Origin of the sequence: Nesterenkonia marinintestina (assembly GCF_025420485.1) — a bacterium.
GTDB classification, from domain to species: domain Bacteria; phylum Actinomycetota; class Actinomycetes; order Actinomycetales; family Micrococcaceae; genus Nesterenkonia; species Nesterenkonia marinintestina.
Genome location: NZ_JAOEFD010000007.1, coordinates 37161 through 54452 on the forward strand (window position 1 = coordinate 37161; position 17292 = coordinate 54452).

Consider the following 17292-nt stretch of genomic DNA (forward strand, 5'->3'; position numbering starts at 1 on the left):
CCGCCCGCCGTCTCACCAGATGGTCACGCGCTCCTGGGGCGCCAGCCACATGCCGTCGCCCTCCTGGGTGTCGAACGCCTCGTGGAAGGCGTCGAGGTTCTTCACCACCTGGTTGGCGCGGATCTCCGCAGGAGAGTGCGGGTCCACCGCCAGCAGGGTGACGGCCCGCTCGGGACGCACCAGGAAGCGCCAGACCTGTGCCCAGGAGAAGAAGTACCGCTGGTCGGGGGTCAGTCCGTCGACGGTCTCGCCGGCGTCGTCGGTGCGGTCGCGCCACAGGCTGTAGGCCTGGTGCGCGATGCCCAGACCGCCCAGGTCTCCGATGTTCTCTCCGAGGGTGAGCTCACCGTTGACGGTGCGGTGCGGGGCCGCCGAGGGGGACAGCGAGCCGAACTGGTCGACGAGCACCTCGGTCCGCGCCTCGAAGGCCGCCCGGTCCTCCTCGGTCCACCAGTCCGTCAGGGAGCCGTCGGCGCCGAACCGGGAGCCCTGATCGTCGAAGCCGTGACCGATCTCATGTCCGATGACCGCACCGATCCCCCCGAAGTTCGCCGCCATGTCCCGCTCGGCGTCGAAGAACGGGGGCTGGAGGATCGCCGCGGGGAAGCAGATGACGTTCTCCAGCGGGTGGTAGTAGGCGTTGACCGTCTGCGGGGTCATGTGCCATTCGTCGGGATCCGGTCCGTCGTCGATCTTCCGCACGTCCCGGGCCCAGGCGGCCTCGGCGGCCCGGCGGACGTTGCCCACCGGGTCCTGCGGGTCCACCACGACGTCGGAGTAGTCGATCCACTTGGCCGGGTAGCCGACCATGGGTCGGAAGGTATCCAGCTTCTCCAGCGCCTTCTCCCGGGTCTGCTCCCCCATCCAGGAGAGCCGGCCGATGGAGCTCCGGTAGGCCTCGAGCAGCGAGTCGATGAGCTCGGCCATCGCGTCCTCGGCCTCCCGCGGGTAGTGCCGGGCGACGTACGGCTGTGCGACGTCCTCCCCCAGGTGGGCGTTGGTCAGCGCGACCCCGCGCTTCCACCGGTCCTTGAGCTCCTCGGCGCCGGAGAGGGTGCGGGAGTAGAAGTCGAAGTTCTCCTCGACCAGCTCCGAGTGCAGCAGCGGCGCGTAGGCGCGCAGCACCTGGACCCGCAGCCAGTGCTGCCAGTCCTCCAGCCGTTCGCCGGTGAGCAGGCGCTCCAGCGGAGGCAGGTAGTCGGGCTGACCGACCACGATCTCCTGGGACTGGGTGTCGGTGAGCCCCCAGCCGCCGATGGCCTCGGCCAGCAGCGGCGCCGCCTCGAGCACCTCCTGGACGTCCATGAGGTTGTACCGCTTCTGCGCATCGCGCAGCTTCACCACGTCCCAGTGGTAGGTCGCGAGCTTCTTCTCGAGCTCGACGACGGCGTCGGCGGCCCATCGGGGGTCCTGGACGCCGACGACGGCGAGGATCCGCGCGACGTGGTGGCGGTAGGCCTCCACGGTCTCGGCGTGGGCCCCGTCGCGGTAGTAGGACTCGTCGGGCAGGCCGAGACCGTCCTGCATGATGTGCCAGAGCATGCGCTGCGGGTCTCCGGCGTCGCGCATGGCGCCGGCGGCGACGAAGCTGTCGACGCCGCGCCGCTGCCAGGAGGCGGACAGGCGCACGAGTTCGGCGGGGCCGTCGACGGCGTCGATCTCGGCGAGCATGTCTTCGATGGGTCCGAGCTTCCGCCGCTCGGCGCGGTCGGCGTCCATGAACGCGGTGTAGAAGGGTCCGATGCGGGACTGGACCTCGTCGGCGTCGCCGTCGGCCACGGCCTGTGCGGCCTCCTCCAGGATGGTGCGCACATCGGCCTCGGACCTGTCCCGCAGCTCGATGAAGGCGCCGTAGGAGTCGAGGTCGGCGGGGATCTCGGCGGTCTTCAGCCACTCCCCGTTGACGTGGCCCTGCAGGTCGTCCTGCGGGCGGACCGAGTGGTCGGCGTAGGGGAAGGTTCGGCTGGTCTGTGCGGTCGACTCGTGCTGCTCACTCACGGCAGGTGCTCCTCGTTCCTCGTCAGGGGCTCAAGGTCCATGTTATCGATGAGACGCACACCACCGACACGGGCGGCGATCAGCCCTAGCGCCGGGCCGGTGAGCGTGCCCTCGTCGGTCAGGTCGGCGGGACGCAGCGTCCGGGGGTCGGCGACGACGAGGTAGTCGAGGTCGACGTCGTCGCGGGCGTGCAGCGCGGCGCTGAGTCCGTCCACGTCGAGGGGCTCACCTGCGGCGGCACGGCCCCGCAGCTCGGTCAGCGTCCGCGAGAGGCTGAGGGCGGAGGTGTGGTCGTCGTCGCTGAGCCGTCGGTTCCGACTGGACATGGCCAGGCCGTGCTCGTCGCGCACCACCGGCACGGTGCGCACGCGGACGGGGAGCGAGAGGTCCTCGACCATGCGTGCGATCACGGCGACCTGCTCGGCGTCCTTGCGACCGAACCAGGCCTCGAGGGCGGCCGGCGCCGGCGGCGCCATGATGCTGAAGAGCTTGGTGACCACGGTGGCGACGCCGTCGAAGTGACCGGGACGGTGGGCGCCCTCGTAGCGGCGGCCGAGGCCCCCGGCGGTGACGGTGACCAGCGGCCCGTCGGGGTGGCCGGGGTACATCTCCTCGGTGCTGGGGGCGAACACCAGCTGCGCGCCGTGGGCGGCGAGCAGGGCGAGGTCCCCGTCCATGTCCCTCGGGTAGAGGCGGTGGTCCTCCGGGTCGTCGAACTGCAGCGGGTTGACGAAGAGGGAGGCGATGACGACGTCGGCGGTCGCGTGGGCGGCGTCGAGCAGCGCGGCGTGACCCTCGTGCAGGGCGCCCATGGTGGGGACCAGTCCGACGACGGGCGGGCGGCCGCCCTCACGGGCGGGCAGGGCGAGCACCGTCTCGGTCAGGGCGGTGCGGAACTGCGCAGCGGTGGTCAGCACACGTGGCGGGGTCATCCGTGACAGTCTATGGGGTGGTCCGTCGACGGCCCCGCCCGGGTGGGGGCCCACCCGCTGTCCGCCCCTGCCACTGCGTCCGATCGCCGTGTCCGATCGCCGTGTCCGATCTCCGCTAGACGTGGTGCCGCCCATGGGCTGGGATGGACTGCATGCAGGACACGGCGCAGTTTCAGGAGCGGTATCGGGCGGTGCAGGCCCGCGACGCCCGGTTCGACGGGCAGTTCGTCACCGCCGTCTCCTCCACCGGGATATACTGCCGCCCCTCCTGCCCGGCACGGACGCCCAAGCCGGAGAACGTGGACTTCTTCCTGACCTCGGCCGCCGCACACGAGGCCGGGTACCGCGCCTGCCGACGCTGCCTGCCCGAGGCCGTGCCGGGCACCCCGGAGTGGAACCTGCGCACCGACCTGGCGGCCCGGGCGATGCGCCTGATCCGTGAGGGCGCCGCGGACGCCGACGGCGTCGACGGACTCAGCGCCCGTCTCGGATACAGCTCCCGGCACCTGCACCGGACCATGGTCGCCGAACTCGGCGCCGGACCGACGGCACTGGCTCGAGCCCATCGGGCGCAGATCGCCAGAACCCTGCTCTGCGGCACGGAGCTGAAGATCGCCGACGTCGCCTTCGCCGCGGGGTTCGGATCTGTGCGGCAGTTCAACGACACGATCCGTGAGGTCTTCGACGCCACGCCCGGCAGCATCAGGGGACGTTCGCAGACGCCGCAGACCTCTGAGGGATCCGAGACCCTGCACCTGCCTCTGCGTCTGCCGATGCGTGAGCCCTTCGACGCCCCGGGCGTCTTCGAGTTCCTCGCCGCCCGCGCCGTTGCGGGCGTGGAGTCCGTCGAGCTGAGGGGCGGGACGCTGCGGTACGCCCGCACGCTGCGCCTGCCGCACGGTCCGGGTGCGGTGGAGGTCGTCGCCGAGCCGCGGGACCCCGCTTCCGACCATCACCGTCATGGGCATTGGACACTGACCATGCGGTCGGAGCTCAGTTCGCTGGCCGACGTGCCCGCCGCAGTGGGGGCGACCCGTCGGCTCTTCGACCTCGACGCGGACCCGCAGGCCGTCGACGCCGCCCTGAGCGAGGACGCGCAGCTGGCGCCGCTGGTCGCGGCCGCACCCGGGATCCGACTTCCCGGAACCGCCGATCCGCAGGAGTACGTGACCCGTGCGATCATCGGTCAGCAGATCTCAGTGGCCGCCGCCCGGACCCATCTCAGCCGACTCACCGAGCGGCTCGGGACGCCGTGGGCCTCCACCTTCGAGGGACTCACGACGCTGTTCCCCACGCCGAGGGAGATCCTCCGAGGCGTCCCCGACCCGGCGGACTCGGCCGCTGCGGACGGAAGCCCGGATCCGGACCGTCCGCTGCGGCTGCCGGCCCGGTCGGTGCGCACTGTGCGGCGGGCCGCCGAAGCCCTGAGCACCGGGGAGCTGGAGGTCCACTCCGGGGTCGCGCAGGAGAGTCTCCGCGAGCGGCTGACCGCGCTTCCCGGGATCGGACGGTGGACGGCGGCCTACCTGGCGCTGCGGGTGCTGGGGGCCCCGGACGACTGGATGACCGGCGACGTCGCCCTGCTCGCCGGTGCGACGAAGGCCGGAGCCCTCGACCCCGACCTCCCACGACCGGCGGCCCATCGTGCGCTGGAGCACCATGCGAGGCGGTGGTCGCCCTGGCGCTCCTACGCGGCGCTGCACCTGTGGCAGGTGGCCGCCTCCCCCGCCTCCCACGATTCCGCCTCCGACCATTCCGCCTCCCACGATGTCGCACCGAAAGGACCCGACCATGGCTGAGACGACCACGCTGAACACTCCGGACGGACCGTTCACGATCATCATCGGCGGCGGCGCCGTGCTGGCCTCCGGCTGGACCGACGACGCCGCGTCGCTGACCGCCCTGATCCACCGCGAGCTGTGCACCGGCACCGGATCGCAGGACGACGGCGAGCTCCTCGGACTCGCACGGTCCGCCGTGGAGGACTACTACGCCGGCGACCACTCCGCCCCCGGTCGCCTCCCGGTGCGCCAGCGCTCCGGACCGTACCGTGAGCACGCCTGGGAGGTGCTGCGCGGGGTGGAGCCGGGTCATACCCTGACGTACTCCGACTACGCCGAGCGCACGGGGAACCCGGCGGCCGTCCGCGCCGCGGCAGGTGCCTGCGCGCACAACGCCGCGGCCCTCTTCGTCCCCTGCCACCGGATCCTGCGCAGCGACGGCGGTCTCGGCGGCTTCCGCTACGGCACGACGATCAAGGAGTCCCTGCTGCGACGGGAGTCCCGCACCCCGAGCACGCCCACCCCCACCTCATCGGTTGGGCGCTGAGCGTCGCTCAGATCGCCGAGATCGCGTTCTGGGCGACGCGGAGCGCCCAACCGATGGAGAGAGGACGGGGGGGGGGGGGGGGGAGGGGAGGTCAGCCGGCGAGGGCGTCGAGGAGTTCGGCGGCCGTCGCTTCGCTGATGAGCCCTCGGTCCACGGCCCGCTGCGCCGTCGCCCGCGCCATCGCCGTGTACGCCGACCGCAGGTCCGCGGGCAGCGTCCCGGCGGCCTCCGCCTCGGCCAGCACCCGCACGTGATGGGCCACTGTGCCGACGTCGCCGCGGGCCACCGGACCCGTCAGCGCCCCCGCCCCGGAGGCGAGCGCGTTGTCCAGAGAGGCCTGCATCAGCGGCGCCAGGACCCGGTCGGCCTGCTCGATGCCGATCGACTGCAGCAGCTCCGCCGACTGTCCGGCCACCGTGTTCAGGTGGTTCGAGGCGTGGGCCAGGGCCGCGTGGTACAGCCCCCGGTCGGACTCCGCGACGACGACGGGGTCCCCGCCCATCTCCACGACGAGCGCCTGGGCGATCGGGAGCATGGGGGCGGCCGCCGTCACCGCGAAGGAGCAGGCCGAGAGCCGCTGGAGGTCCATGCTCAGCCCCGTGAACGTCATGGCCGGGTGGATCGCCAACGGGATCGCACCGCGATCTCGCGCCGGAGCCAGCACCTCGGTGCCGAACCGCCCCGAGGTGTGGACGATCAGCTGTCCCGCCCGGATGCAGCCGGCCTCGGCCGCACCGGAGGCGACCTCGGCCAACACGTCGTCGGGCACCGCCAGCAGCACCAGCTCCGAGCGGCGGAAGATCTCCGGCACCTCGAGCATCGGCACACCGTCGAGCAGCGCCTCGGCCCGGGTCCGCGAGGCCTCGGAGACCGCGTGGACGCCGACCACCTGATGGCCCGCCGCACGCAGCGCCGCACCCAGCACGGCGCCGACCCGGCCGGCGGAGACCACACCGACGCCGAGCCTGCCCTCCCGGGCGGTCGGATCGTGCGGGGACGGGTACGGGTCTGCGATCATACGGGCTCCTCCGCGGCCGCGGCGCGGTCCTCGGTGACCAGCTTCTCGAACTGCTGCTGCTCCTCCGGCAGCATCCACCGGTTCCGGTCGCTGAAGCGCCGGGCCACGGCGGCATGCTCGGCCTCGTACTGGAACAGCCCCCGGACCGCGTCGATGTCCTGATTCTTCACCGTGACCAGGAAGGGTCCGGTGGGCACGTGCAGGTGGATCCGCGCCAGACGACGTCGGCGGGCCAGCGGACCCGCCTCGATGCTCAGCGACTGGATCCGCTCGTGGGCCATCATGGTCAGCCGCGGCACCACCCGGCCGTCCCGGAACATCGTGGTCGACGGCGTGGTGGCGAAGCCGCGGCGACGTCGCACCCACGGGTCGAACACCCGGGCGCGCTTCGGACCGCAGGTGAAGCGCCCCCGGTCCCAGCGCCCGCGCAGCCCCTCCAGGAACAGATCCTCGGGGTCCTCGACACGGAGGTCGGGGAACATCGCCGCGGTGACGGACATGACGTCCTCGATCTTCCCGACCGGGAGCAGGGTCGACCGGGATTCGCCGGCGCCGTAGCCGGCGACGACGACCCTCACGCTGTACCAGCCGCAGGGTCGCCACAGCGGGGACTGGGTGATCTGCAGGGCCTGCACGCGACCCGGGGGCACCGTCTGCGTGGTGGTCTCCAGCAGCCCGTAGCGCATCCGCAGCCCGGCCCGGGTCATGGTGGCGGTGAACCGGAAGCCCTTGTTGATCTGCTGGAAGTAGCTGAAGGCCAGACCGACGAGTGCGGGCACCATGCCGGGCAGCGCGGCTCCGGCGGAGATTCCGCCGACGGCGGTGAGCTCGGCGCCGAACTCCCGCTCGTCCAGGAACAGTGCGAGCCCGAGCATGGTCACACCGACTCCCAGCAGGCCGATCACCAGCAGTGCCAGCACCACCAGGGTTCCCCACCCCAGCACCACCGACCCGATGAGTCGGCCCAGCGGCACACGGGCGATGAGCCGCTCCGGGTCCGGAGTCGTCGCGGGGCCTGCGACGTCGTCGCCGGCCTCTCCGGCCTCGCCGAACTCCGGATGATCCGCGGGGTCCTGCTCCTGCCTCTGAGCCGCCTCGCGCCCGGCAGCCCGGTCCATGATCTCCTGCCGCAGCTCCTCGGCCTCGGAACGCTTCAGGAACTGGAGCGAGGCGGCGGTGCCCTCGCCGTCGGCGACCTCGAACTTCAGCTCGGCGAGCCCGGTGAACCGGGCCAGCAGCGGTTGCCGCAGATCCACCGCCTGGACCCTGTCGATCCGGGCCTGACGGTGCTGGCGGACGAAGATCCCCGACTTCACCATCACGTGTTCGTCGGTGATCTTGTATCGGGTGAACCACCAGGACAGCACGAATCCGCCGAAGATCAGGGCGACGAGCAGCAGGAACGCCCCTCCTCCGATGAGGAACGGGGTCGGGTCCCGCTGGAACTCGTCGACGGCCTGTCCGGTGCGCAGCACCTCCCACAGGTCCGCCCAGGTCTGCCAGTTGTATCCGAAGATGATGACCGGGATCGCGACCAGCGTCAGCCAGCCGCGCACCAGAGGGCTCAGCGGGTGCACCTTGGTCCAGGACTCGTCGAACCACTTCTCCGAGGACGGCCGGGCCTCGTCATGCTCCGGAGCCTCGGCCGGCGCATCCTCCTGTCGGCGATCCTCCTGTCGGGGATCCTCCGGCTGCGGTCCGTGGTCGGGCGGCGTCGTCATCGGCTCGCCCTCACAGCCCCGCCAGGCGGGCCTGACCGCGGGCGGAGAGCTCATCGCGCAGCCGCGCCCCCTCGTCACGCACCACCCCGGGGATCGACGCATCGGTGGCCGCCGAGGCCGTCTTCAGCTCCACCACGCAGAGGCCGAACTTCCGCATGATCGGCCCGGCCTGGATGTCGACGTACTGCAGCCGCCCGTACGGGACGGCGACCACGCGCTGGAACAGCAGTCCGGTGCGGATGAGCAGGTCGTCGTGACGCTCGTGATACCCGATGGCACGGACCCGCCGCGGCACCAGGATCAGATCGACGGCCGCCCACGCGAGCAGCACGCCGAGCACGGAGAAGCACAGCCACAGCGGCAACCCGATGACGCCGCTGAGCGTGAGCACCACCGGGACCGAGACGACCGCCAGCGTGATCAGCCAGCTGGTGCACGACCCGATCATCCGGACTGTGATGTAGCGTGCATCGACCCTGGTCCAGGTGATCCCTGCCGGGTCAATCGGTTCCGCGGGCATACCCCTCCTCGCCTCGTCGTCCGGCGTCCGGTCGGCCCCGCTCACAGTGCCGACTCGCCGCACCGGCTCCGTCGTCGGGCGGCAGTCGGCACAGGTGCTCGACGACGAACCCGACGATCACCCAGCCTAGTCCTCCTGCGGCCATATACACCGCCGACTGCGCGTTGGCGGTGCCCAGCCCCACCTGCGGGGCCAGGTGCGCCAGGATCCCGAGGTGCCACCCGAGGATGATGGTTCCGGCATAGGCCGCCGACTGGGCGGCGGCGACCACACGCACGGCGAACAGCGGGGAGACCCGCCTCGCCGGCCGGGGTCCTCGGGGCTCCTCCGCACCGCCGGCGTCCCGGCGGGCCTCCCGCTCACGCTCCCGGCGCGCGGCGGCCTCCAGCCGCGCCATGTCCCGCCGGACGACGATGCCGAGGGTGAGGATCACCGCCCCCACGCCGATGAGGGTGACCAGCGCCGAGTTCGGCAGCACCGGCGCACCGTAGCCCGCACCGGCCATCACGACGGCGGCGACCAGCCCCAGCACCACCGCGCCGGCGCTGAGCGCCAGCAGCCACAGGGGACGCAGACGAGTCATCCGGGGCGGCCCCCGTCCCCCTCGGCGTGGTCGCGATCAACGCGTCGGACCCCGTCGGCGTCGGGGGCCTGCTCGGCGAGCTCGCGGACCGGCCTGCCGTCGAGCATCGCCTCCGGATCCATCCAGGACCAGGGGGCGAGGACGAAGGCCCGTTCGGCCGCCCGCGGGTGGGGCACCTGGAGTCGGTCGGTGTCGATGCGCTCGGCGCCGTAGGTGATGATGTCGACGTCCAGGGTCCGCGGCCCCCACCGGACATCACGCCTCCGACGGTGGGCCGATTCGACCTCGTGACCCAGGTCGAGCAGGGCGTCCGGGGACAGGGTGGTCTCGACCTCGACCACCTGGTTCAGGAAGTCGGGCTGCCCGGCGGGACCGCCGACCGGTGCTGTGACCGCGAGCGGCGAGGTGCCCAGCAGGCGGACGCCGTCGGCCGCTGCGAGCGCGGCGACGGCGCCGCGGAGGGTGTCCTCGGAGTCGCCGAGGTTGGAGCCCAGGGCGAGGACCGCACGCACCGCGGTGGATTCCTGAAGGTCGTCCCGGTCGCGGACGACGGTGACGGCGACGTCGTCGAAGCGCTGGGTCAGCGGGGCCCTGGGCTTATGGACGGTGACCGAGGCTGCGCGGATGCGCCGGTCGGCGCGCAGCACGTCGACGGCGATGCGCTCGGCCAGAGCTTCGATGAGGTCGTAGGGCTCTCCGGTGATCGCGGTCTCGACGAGGTCGGCGATCACCGCGTAGCTCACCGTGTCGGTGAGGTCGTCGGAGACCCCTGCGGTCCGCAGGTCCACGGCGAGCTCCACGTCGGCGCGGAAGGTCTGTCCGTCGCGCCGTTCGTGCTCGAAGACGCCGTGGCGGCCGAAGGCGGTGAGTCCGGTCAGCCGAATCCGGTCCGACCCCCGTGCGTCGTCTGCCCGGCCCTGATCCATGGGTTCAGGCGTCCCCGGACCGCTGATCGGAGGAGGCGGGACCGCCGTGGACCTCGGCGACGACGCGCACCGCGTCGAGGTTCGCCTCGACGTCGTGCACTCGCACCGCCCACACGCCGGCCTGCGCGGCCAGTGCGGTGAGCGCGACTGTGGCCGCGTCCCGGCCCTCTGCGGGACGTCTGCCGGAGGGGGCGGCGAGCAGGTCGCCCAGGAAGCCCTTGCGGGAGACGCCCACCAGCACCCGGTCGGCGTCGGCGGTGAACCGGTGCAGGTTCCGCAGCATCGTCCAGGACTGCTCGGCGGTCTTGGCGAACCCGATCCCCGGGTCGATGATGATCCGGTCCTCCGCCACCCCGGCGTCCAGGTAGCGACGACGCACCTGTCCGAGCTCCTGCAGCACCTCGGCGACGACGTCGTCGTACTCGGCGCGTTCCTGCATGGTCTCGGGGACGTCCCGATTGTGGGTGACGATCACCCGGACCCCCGTCCGGGCGACGAGCTCGGGCATCGCCGGGTCGGTGACCAGCCCGGAGACGTCGTTGACGATCACCGCATCCGGGTTGGGGGCCGCGGCGACGGCGGCCTCCGCGGTGGCAGGACGGCGGGTGTCCACCGAGACCAGCGCCCCGGCGGTGAACAGCGCCTGCACGGCGGTGAGGATCCGACGGCGTTCGTCCTCCGGGTCCGTCGGCGTCGACCCCGGACGGGTGGACTCCCCGCCGACGTCGATGATGTCCGCCCCGGCGCGGTGCAGCCCGAGCCCCGCCTGCACGGCGAGGTCGTGGTTCACCCGGCCGCCCTCGACGAAGCGGCCGCCGTCGGAGAAGGAGTCAGGGGTGATGTTGAGTACGCCCATGACCAGCGTGCGGTCCGTCGGAAGCCGGTCGAAGTGGGCCGGCGGCGCCTTGCGCACCACCCGCAGCGCGCCGGTGTTCGGCCCGGTCCCGGGCATCGCCCCCATCGTGTCCATATCCTCATCCTCCCTGTCCTGTGAATCTCCGAAGCGTCCCCGGTCTTCCCAGCCGTGCTCAGCCGCGCATGATCAGGCTCATCGCCTCCGCGCGGGTGGCCGGGTCCCTCAGCTGGCCGCGCACCGCCGAGGTGATGGTCTTGGCGCCGGGCTTCGCGACCCCGCGCATCGACATGCACAGGTGCTCGCACTCCACGACGACGACGGCCCCCTGCGGCGCCAGGTGCTGCATCAGGGCGTCGACGATCTGACTGGTCAGCTGCTCCTGCACCTGCGGCCGCTTGGCGTAGATGTCCACCAGGCGGGCCAGCTTGGACAGCCCGGTGACATGACCCTCCGCGGAGGGGATGTAGCCGACGTGGGCGACGCCGTAGAAGGGGACCAGGTGGTGCTCGCACGTCGAGTACAGGGCGATGTCCCTGACCAGGACCAGCTCCTCGTGGCCGATGTCGAAGGTGGTGGAGAGCAGCTCCGCGGGGTCCCGGTGCAGCCCGGAGAACGCGTCGGCATAGGCCTTGGCGACCCGGGTCGGCGTCTCACGCAGGCCTTCGCGGTCCGGATCCTCTCCGGCGGCGAGCAGGATCTCGCGGACGGCGGCCTCGATGCGCGGCAGGTCGACCTCGCCCATCACACCTCACCCCGTCCTTCGCGGCGCGCACCGTCGTGCACGCCGACGCCGCTCTGGGCCGGGCCCTCCACCTCGCCGTCGACGATCAGCGGGCGCTCCGGCGAGGACTCCCAGATCCGGCGGTGCGGGCGCTTGCGCACGTCGTGGAAGATCTCCGCCACCTCGTGGGCGTTCAGCGTCTCCACGCGCAGCAGCTCCTCGGCCAGACGGTCGAGGACGTGGCGGTTCTCGGTGAGCGCCAGATAGGCCTCGTCGTGGGCCTCCTCGATGATGGCGCGCACCTCCGAGTCGACCACGGAGGCCATCTGCTCGGAGTAGTCGCGGCCGGTGGCCATCTCCTTGCCGAGGAACGGGTTGGAGTCCCCGGACCCCAGCTTCACCGAACCGACCTTGGAGCTCATCCCGTACTCGGTGACCATCCGACGAGCCGACTCCGTGGCCTTCTGGATGTCGTTGGCGGCACCGGTGGAGGGGTCGTGGAAGACGATCTCCTCGGCCACCCGGCCGCCCATCGCATAGGCGATCTGGTCGAGCAGCTCGTTGCGCGTCGTGGAGTACTTGTCGTCCTCCGGGACGACCATCGTGTACCCAAGCGCACGGCCGCGCGGGAGGATGGTGATCTTGGTGACCGGGGCCGAGTAGTTCAGGGCGGCGGCGACCAGCGCGTGGCCGCCCTCGTGGTAGGCGGTGACCCGGCGCTCATGGTCCTTCATCAGCCGGGTGCGCTTCTGCGGACCGGCCATCACGCGGTCGATGGCCTCGTCGACCGCGCGGTCGTCGATGAGGTCGGCGTTGGAGCGTGCGGTGAGCAGGGCGGCCTCGTTGAGCACGTTCGCCAGGTCCGCACCGGTGTACCCGGGGGTCTTGCGGGCGATGGCGGCGAGGTCCAGACCCTCCACCATCGGCTTGCCCTTGGCGTGGACGCCGAGGATCGCTCGGCGTCCCGCGAAGTCCGGGGCCTCGACGGGGATCTGACGGTCGAAGCGGCCGGGGCGCAGCAGCGCGGGGTCCAGCACGTCGGGCCGGTTCGTGGCGGCGATGACGATGATGTTCGCGTTGGCCTCGAAGCCGTCCATCTCCACGAGCAGCTGGTTCAGGGTCTGCTCGCGCTCGTCGTTGCCGCCGCCGACGCCGGCGCCGCGCTGACGTCCCACCGCGTCGATCTCGTCCACGAAGATGATCGCCGGGGCGTTCTCCTTGGCCTGCTTGAACAGGTCCCGCACCCGGGAGGCGCCGACGCCGACGAACATCTCCACGAAGTCGGATCCCGAGATGGAGTAGAAGGCGCCCCCGGCCTCGCCGGCGACCGCCTTCGCCAGCAGCGTCTTACCGGTGCCCGGGGGGCCGTAGAGCAGCACTCCCTTGGGGATCTTCGCGCCGAGTCGCTGGAACTTCTCCGGCTCCGAGAGGAACTCCCTGATCTCGTCGAGCTCCTCGACCGCCTCCTCGGCGCCTGCGACATCGGTGAAGGTCACCTGCGGCATGTCCTTGTCGAACATCTTCGCCTTGGACTTGCCGAACTGCATGACCCGCGAATTGCCCCCGGACATGCGGGTGAGCAGCCAGATGAACAGCAGCGCGATGAGCAGGAACGGGATCATGAAGCCGAGCATGGACAGGAACCAGTTCGACTGCTCCGGCTCGTCGGTGTAGCCCTCCAGGCCGCCGTCGTCGACGGCGGCGACCACGTTCTCCGCCCGCGCCTCGGAGAAGTAGAAGTACACGTTGCGCCCGAGGTCCTGGCCGTCCTGCTCGAAGGCCTCCTCGAGCTGCAGGTCCACCCGGTTGTCGGCGTCGTCGATCTGCGCCTCGGTGACGCCGCCGTCCTGGAGCATCCCCATGCCCACGTTCGTGTCGACCCTGTTGCCGCCCCCGCCGTTGAACAGCATGGGCACGACGAGCAGCAGGGCGGCGACCGCCAGCAGGATCCAGAACAGCGGTCCGGCGAAGAACTTCTTCAAAGTCAACCAGCTCCGTGGGCACGTAGGGAGACACCGTTCGGGGGTGTCTGGCGCCTAAGCCTACTGGCAGTGCCTGACAGCAGTGCCCCCGGACGTCACGCGTTCGCGACCGGCTGAGGCTGATGGAGGCCCGTCGGCGCGGGGTCCCAGGTGTATGAGGGCTCCGAGGCCGGTAGGACCCACCCGGTCACTCGTATACGTGCGGAGCGAGGATCCCGACGGAGTCCAGATTGCGGTACTTCTCCGCGAAGTCGAGGCCGTAGCCGACCACGAACTCGTTGGGGATGTCCATGCCGACGTACTTGACGTCGATGTCGACCTTCACCGCCTCCGGCTTGCGGAACAGCGTGCAGATCTCCACCGAGGCCGGGCCGCGGGACTCCAGGTTGGCCTTCAGCCAGGACAGGGTCAGACCGGAGTCGATGATGTCCTCGGCGATGAGCACGTGCCGGTTGAGCAGGTCGGCGTCGAGGTCCTTCAGGATGCGCACCACCCCGGAGGACTTGGTGCCGGAGCCGTACGAGGAGACGGCCATCCAGTCCATGGTCAGATGCGAGCGCATCGAGCGCGAGAGGTCCGCCATGATCATGCACGCGCCCTTGAGCACGCCGACCAGCAGCACCTCGCGGCCCTCGTAGTCACGATCGATCTGGGCCGCCATCTCGCGGACCCGCTCGTCGATCTCCTCCTTGGTGTAGAGGACTTCCTTCAGATCTGCGGAGACGTCCTTGGCGTCCATGATCTCCATCTCCTGACGGCGGGCCGGGCGCACCCGGCGGAACGAGCACCAGTTTTCCATACTCCGCCGAACCGGTGGTCCCCCGGTGCACGCGCGCTCCGCCCTCCATCTCGACGGGGCCCGCCGAGCCGGTGCGGGCACGCAGCCCGTCGACCGCCTCGATCCTCTCCATCGAGGGGCGAGCCCCTCCGACGGCGATCACCGCCAGCGCCAGGACGCGGCGCCGGATCGCCGGAGAGAGCTCGTCGAGCCGGTCGAGGTCGAGGCGCACGCGGCCGTGGGCGTCGGGGTCCTCTACGAGGTCCGCGAAGCGCCCCTGGGCCTCGGCGTCGAGGTGATCGGCGTCGTCGGCGGCGATGTGGGCGGTCCGAGCCAGGGCCCCGCGGATGGTCGGCGAGAGGCGCTCCTCCAGCAGCGGGAGGATCTCCGTGCGGACGCGGGACCGCAGCAGCGCGGGGTCGCTGTTGGAGGGGTCCGACCACGGGGTCAGGCCGGCGTGGACGCAGATCGTCTCCGTGTCACGGCGCGTGAGGTCCAGCAGGGGGCGGCGGAACGGCCCGCGGCTGCGGGGGATGCCGGCCACGGAGCGGGTGCCGGAGCCGCGGGCGAGGCCGAGGAGCACCTGTTCGGCCTGGTCGTCGCGGGTGTGGGCGAGGAGGATCCGTCGGGCCCCGGTCTCTCCCATCGCGCGGGCGAAGGCGCGGTAGCGGGCGGTGCGCGCCGATCCCTCCGGCCCCTCGGCGGACTCCGGATCGACCTCGGCCGTCTCGACGACCACCGGATCGAGCCCCAGTCCGCGCAGCTGATCCACCGCCGTCGCGGTGACCTCGGCGCTGTCCGGGTGCAGGCCGTGGTCGACGACGACGGCGCCGACCTGCGCCTCCCCCCGTCGGACGAGGTGGGCCGCCGCGGCGGCGAGCGCCAGGGAGTCTGCACCGCCGGAGCAGGCGACCAGGGTGAGGCCGTCCGGGCTGAGGACGGCGGCGGTCGCGCGGCGGGCTTCGGCCACCGCCCGGGGCAGCGCCGGGCTCACGCCGACGTGGGGGTCACTCCGACCCGGGCGATCCACCGATCGGGGTTGTGGAGCTCATGCTCGGTGGGCAGCGTCTCCGGGGACTCCCAGATGCGGTTGAAGCCCTCCATCCCGATCTGCGCGACGACGTGGTCGACGAACCGCTGCCCGTCCACGTACTGGCGGGCCTTGACGTCGAGCTGGAGCATGCGGCGGACGAGACGCTCCATGATGCCGCGGTTCTTCGCCCGGGCCTCGAACCGGCGGCGGATCGTCTTCACCGAGGAGACGATGGAGGAGTCCACGTGGTCCATCACATGGTTGGCGTGCCCCTCCAGGAGGCTCATCACCGCAGTGGCCCGGGAGAACGCCTCCCGTCCCTCGTCGGTGGCGATCACCTCGACCACACGGTTGCGCGGGGGCACGACGTCGCCGTCGGCGTCGCGGCGCTGCTCACGGGCGGCCCTCTTCTGCGCCCTGCGTTCGGACCGGGAGGACCCGCGGGTGTCCCGCATCTCCTCCTTGAGCTGGGAGAACGCCTCGCGCAGCCGCTCGCCGAGGACGTCCCCGGCTCCGAGGGTGGTGGTGGAGACCGTCTCCATCAGGCCCATCAGATGCTCGGGGAGCCAGGGGGCGGCGGCGAACTGCACACGGTGGGTCTGTTCGTGCAGGCACACCCACAGGCGGAAGTCGTCGGGCTCGAGGTTCAGCTGGCGGCGGACCTCGACCATGTTCGGTGCGACCAGCATGAGCTGACCTCGGACGCCCTCCCGGGCGCCCGGAGCGAACGGATCGAACTGACCCAGGACGTTGGCGGAGAGGAACGCGAGGATCCCTCCCATCTCCGTGCCGGTCAGGGCTGAGCCGAAGACCTGGGAGCTCGACCCTTCGCGGAGCATGTCCGGCCGACGCTCGAGCGCGGCCTTCAGCGAGGGGGCGAGGATGCGGCGGAAGGACCGGGCGTTGGCGCGCGACCAGGTGGGCCGGTCGACGACGAGGGTGTCCTCCGGGTCGGCGCCCAGGCCGGCGGCGGCGGGGATACCGGTGATCCGGTGGACGTGGTCGACCGAGGCGAGCGCGGCCGCGCGCAGGGCGGCGACCTCGACGGCGGCCTCACGGGCGGAGAGCTTCGGTCCGGGCGGGACGAGGGCGCGGGCGGCGTGCTCCACGACCTCCCAGTTGATCAGCAGGTCAGCGGCCTGCTCCTCGGTGAGGCCGGTGTGCCCCTCGGCCTCCTCGGTGGCCTCCTCGGTGGTGTCCTCGGTGGTCGGCTCAGCCGTGCGCATCATGTGAGACATCCCATCACAGGAGTCTGAGCATTGCCCGGAGGCCCGGGTGAGACCCCCTACGCATCGAGTCCCCGATCCCTGCAGCGTGTCGGGCCGAAGACGGCCGAAAGTGCTGCAGGGATCGGGGACTCGATGGAGGGGTGGGGCGGGCTCAGCCGGCGAAGCGGTCGACGGAGCGCTGGAGCTCCGCCTCGGCCTCCTCACGTCCGGTCCAGCCCTCGATGCGGACCCACTTGCCCGGCTCGAGGTCCTTGTACCGGGTGAAGAAGTGCTCGATCTCCTCACGGGTCCAGTCGTCGAGGTGCTCGAGCTCGGTGATGTGGTCGAAGCGCCTGTCGTCGGGGACGCAGATGAGCTTGGCGTCGCCGCCGCCGTCGTCGGTCATGTTCAGCATGGCGATCGGCCGGGCCTCCACCACGACGCCGGGCAGCAGCTCCACCCCGGGGATCCAGACCAGGGCGTCGAGCGGGTCGCCGTCCTCGCCGAGGGTGTCGTCGAAGTAGCCGTAGTTGGTCGGGTACTGCATCGGGGTGAACAGGACCCGGTCCAGGCGGATGCGGTGGGTCTCGTGGTCGATCTCGTACTTCACGCGAGAGCCGGTGGGGATTTCGATGGTGACGTCGCGGACCAGGGCCACGGATCCTCCTTGCGAGAACGGGTGTCGGGG

The 17292-nt window shown here is 71.5% G+C and carries 16 protein-coding genes; 2 read left to right on the plus strand and 14 right to left on the minus strand.

The annotated features are described in order from the left end of the window. Window positions 1–12: 12 nt before the first annotated feature. Together N7E59_RS07065 and panC are read right to left on the minus strand one after the other, a co-directional pair. Window positions 13–1998, minus strand: coding sequence for a M13 family metallopeptidase (locus N7E59_RS07065; RefSeq protein ID WP_315942999.1), 1986 nt, complete (start codon window positions 1996–1998; stop codon window positions 13–15). Continuing rightward, window positions 1995–2930 carry a pantoate--beta-alanine ligase gene (panC, locus tag N7E59_RS07070; protein ID WP_261624220.1) on the minus strand — a complete coding sequence of 312 codons (936 nt, stop codon included), beginning with the start codon at window positions 2928–2930 and terminating at the stop codon, window positions 1995–1997. The genes N7E59_RS07065 and panC overlap by 4 nt, the downstream gene beginning before the upstream one ends. 152 nt (window positions 2931–3082) lie before the next feature. Between panC and N7E59_RS07075 the strand changes: the two genes are divergently transcribed. Then, entirely contained in the window at window positions 3083–4729 is a 1647-nt protein-coding gene (locus tag N7E59_RS07075; RefSeq protein ID WP_261624221.1) for an Ada metal-binding domain-containing protein, read from the plus strand. Continuing rightward, window positions 4722–5258, plus strand: a complete 537-nt coding sequence (locus N7E59_RS07080) for a methylated-DNA--[protein]-cysteine S-methyltransferase (RefSeq protein ID WP_261624222.1) — start codon at window positions 4722–4724, stop codon at window positions 5256–5258. Before N7E59_RS07075 ends, N7E59_RS07080 begins: the two co-directional genes overlap by 8 nt. Window positions 5259–5349: 91 nt before the next feature. Here the strand turns inward: N7E59_RS07080 and N7E59_RS07085 are convergent, their stop codons facing one another. From N7E59_RS07085 to N7E59_RS07140, 12 genes are all read right to left on the minus strand, one after another. Further along, window positions 5350–6276 (minus strand): Rossmann-like and DUF2520 domain-containing protein, encoded by a 927-nt coding sequence (locus N7E59_RS07085; RefSeq protein WP_261624223.1) that lies wholly within the window; start codon window positions 6274–6276, stop codon window positions 5350–5352. Beyond that, complete coding sequence (locus N7E59_RS07090) at window positions 6273–7997, minus strand: PH domain-containing protein (protein WP_261624224.1); 1725 nt, start codon at window positions 7995–7997, stop codon at window positions 6273–6275. Before N7E59_RS07090 ends, N7E59_RS07085 begins: the two co-directional genes overlap by 4 nt. A gap of 10 nt (window positions 7998–8007) precedes the next feature. Then, window positions 8008–8517: a PH domain-containing protein gene (locus N7E59_RS07095; RefSeq protein ID WP_261624225.1), complete on the minus strand. Its 510-nt coding sequence runs from the start codon at window positions 8515–8517 to the stop codon at window positions 8008–8010. Continuing rightward, window positions 8498–9100 carry a DUF3180 domain-containing protein gene (locus N7E59_RS07100; protein WP_261624226.1) on the minus strand — a complete coding sequence of 201 codons (603 nt, stop codon included), beginning with the start codon at window positions 9098–9100 and terminating at the stop codon, window positions 8498–8500. The genes N7E59_RS07095 and N7E59_RS07100 overlap by 20 nt, the downstream gene beginning before the upstream one ends. Beyond that, the gene (gene folK / locus N7E59_RS07105) at window positions 9097–10026 is read right to left on the minus strand and encodes a 2-amino-4-hydroxy-6-hydroxymethyldihydropteridine diphosphokinase (RefSeq protein WP_261624227.1); all 930 of its coding nucleotides are present in this window, start codon (window positions 10024–10026) and stop codon (window positions 9097–9099) included. Before folK ends, N7E59_RS07100 begins: the two co-directional genes overlap by 4 nt. 4 nt (window positions 10027–10030) lie before the next feature. Further along, window positions 10031–10996 (minus strand): dihydropteroate synthase, encoded by a 966-nt coding sequence (gene folP / locus N7E59_RS07110; RefSeq protein ID WP_261624228.1) that lies wholly within the window; start codon window positions 10994–10996, stop codon window positions 10031–10033. Window positions 10997–11054: 58 nt separating this feature from the next. Further along, on the minus strand, window positions 11055–11624 hold the full coding sequence (gene folE / locus N7E59_RS07115; RefSeq protein WP_261624229.1) for a GTP cyclohydrolase I FolE: 570 nt from the start codon (window positions 11622–11624) through the stop codon (window positions 11055–11057). Beyond that, entirely contained in the window at window positions 11624–13591 is a 1968-nt protein-coding gene (ftsH, locus tag N7E59_RS07120; protein WP_261624230.1) for an ATP-dependent zinc metalloprotease FtsH, read from the minus strand. The genes folE and ftsH overlap by 1 nt, the downstream gene beginning before the upstream one ends. A gap of 181 nt (window positions 13592–13772) precedes the next feature. Then, entirely contained in the window at window positions 13773–14324 is a 552-nt protein-coding gene (hpt, locus tag N7E59_RS07125; protein ID WP_261624231.1) for a hypoxanthine phosphoribosyltransferase, read from the minus strand. Further along, on the minus strand, window positions 14224–15357 hold the full coding sequence (gene tilS, locus N7E59_RS07130; protein ID WP_261624232.1) for a tRNA lysidine(34) synthetase TilS: 1134 nt from the start codon (window positions 15355–15357) through the stop codon (window positions 14224–14226). The genes hpt and tilS overlap by 101 nt, the downstream gene beginning before the upstream one ends. Further along, window positions 15354–16625: a zinc-dependent metalloprotease gene (locus N7E59_RS07135; protein WP_261624233.1), complete on the minus strand. Its 1272-nt coding sequence runs from the start codon at window positions 16623–16625 to the stop codon at window positions 15354–15356. The genes tilS and N7E59_RS07135 overlap by 4 nt, the downstream gene beginning before the upstream one ends. Window positions 16626–16776: 151 nt before the next feature. Beyond that, window positions 16777–17256, minus strand: a complete 480-nt coding sequence (locus tag N7E59_RS07140; protein ID WP_261624322.1) for an inorganic diphosphatase — start codon at window positions 17254–17256, stop codon at window positions 16777–16779. Between the last annotated feature and the right edge of the window lie 36 nt (window positions 17257–17292).

What these genes read in the sequence shown, in the direction of transcription:
- panC (WP_261624220.1), bottom strand. Translation starts at nt 2,930, where the DNA reads ATGACCCCGCCACGTGTGCTGACCACCGCTGCGCAGTTCCGCACCGCC.
- N7E59_RS07075 (WP_261624221.1), top strand. Translation starts at nt 3,083, where the DNA reads ATGCAGGACACGGCGCAGTTTCAGGAGCGGTATCGGGCGGTGCAGGCC.
- N7E59_RS07080 (WP_261624222.1), top strand. Translation starts at nt 4,722, where the DNA reads ATGGCTGAGACGACCACGCTGAACACTCCGGACGGACCGTTCACGATC.
- N7E59_RS07085 (WP_261624223.1), bottom strand. Translation starts at nt 6,276, where the DNA reads ATGATCGCAGACCCGTACCCGTCCCCGCACGATCCGACCGCCCGGGAG.
- N7E59_RS07090 (WP_261624224.1), bottom strand. Translation starts at nt 7,997, where the DNA reads ATGACGACGCCGCCCGACCACGGACCGCAGCCGGAGGATCCCCGACAG.
- N7E59_RS07095 (WP_261624225.1), bottom strand. Translation starts at nt 8,517, where the DNA reads ATGCCCGCGGAACCGATTGACCCGGCAGGGATCACCTGGACCAGGGTC.
- N7E59_RS07100 (WP_261624226.1), bottom strand. Translation starts at nt 9,100, where the DNA reads ATGACTCGTCTGCGTCCCCTGTGGCTGCTGGCGCTCAGCGCCGGCGCG.
- folK (WP_261624227.1), bottom strand. Translation starts at nt 10,026, where the DNA reads ATGGATCAGGGCCGGGCAGACGACGCACGGGGGTCGGACCGGATTCGG.
- folP (WP_261624228.1), bottom strand. Translation starts at nt 10,996, where the DNA reads ATGGACACGATGGGGGCGATGCCCGGGACCGGGCCGAACACCGGCGCG.
- folE (WP_261624229.1), bottom strand. Translation starts at nt 11,624, where the DNA reads ATGGGCGAGGTCGACCTGCCGCGCATCGAGGCCGCCGTCCGCGAGATC.
- hpt (WP_261624231.1), bottom strand. Translation starts at nt 14,324, where the DNA reads ATGGACGCCAAGGACGTCTCCGCAGATCTGAAGGAAGTCCTCTACACC.
- N7E59_RS07135 (WP_261624233.1), bottom strand. Translation starts at nt 16,625, where the DNA reads ATGATGCGCACGGCTGAGCCGACCACCGAGGACACCACCGAGGAGGCC.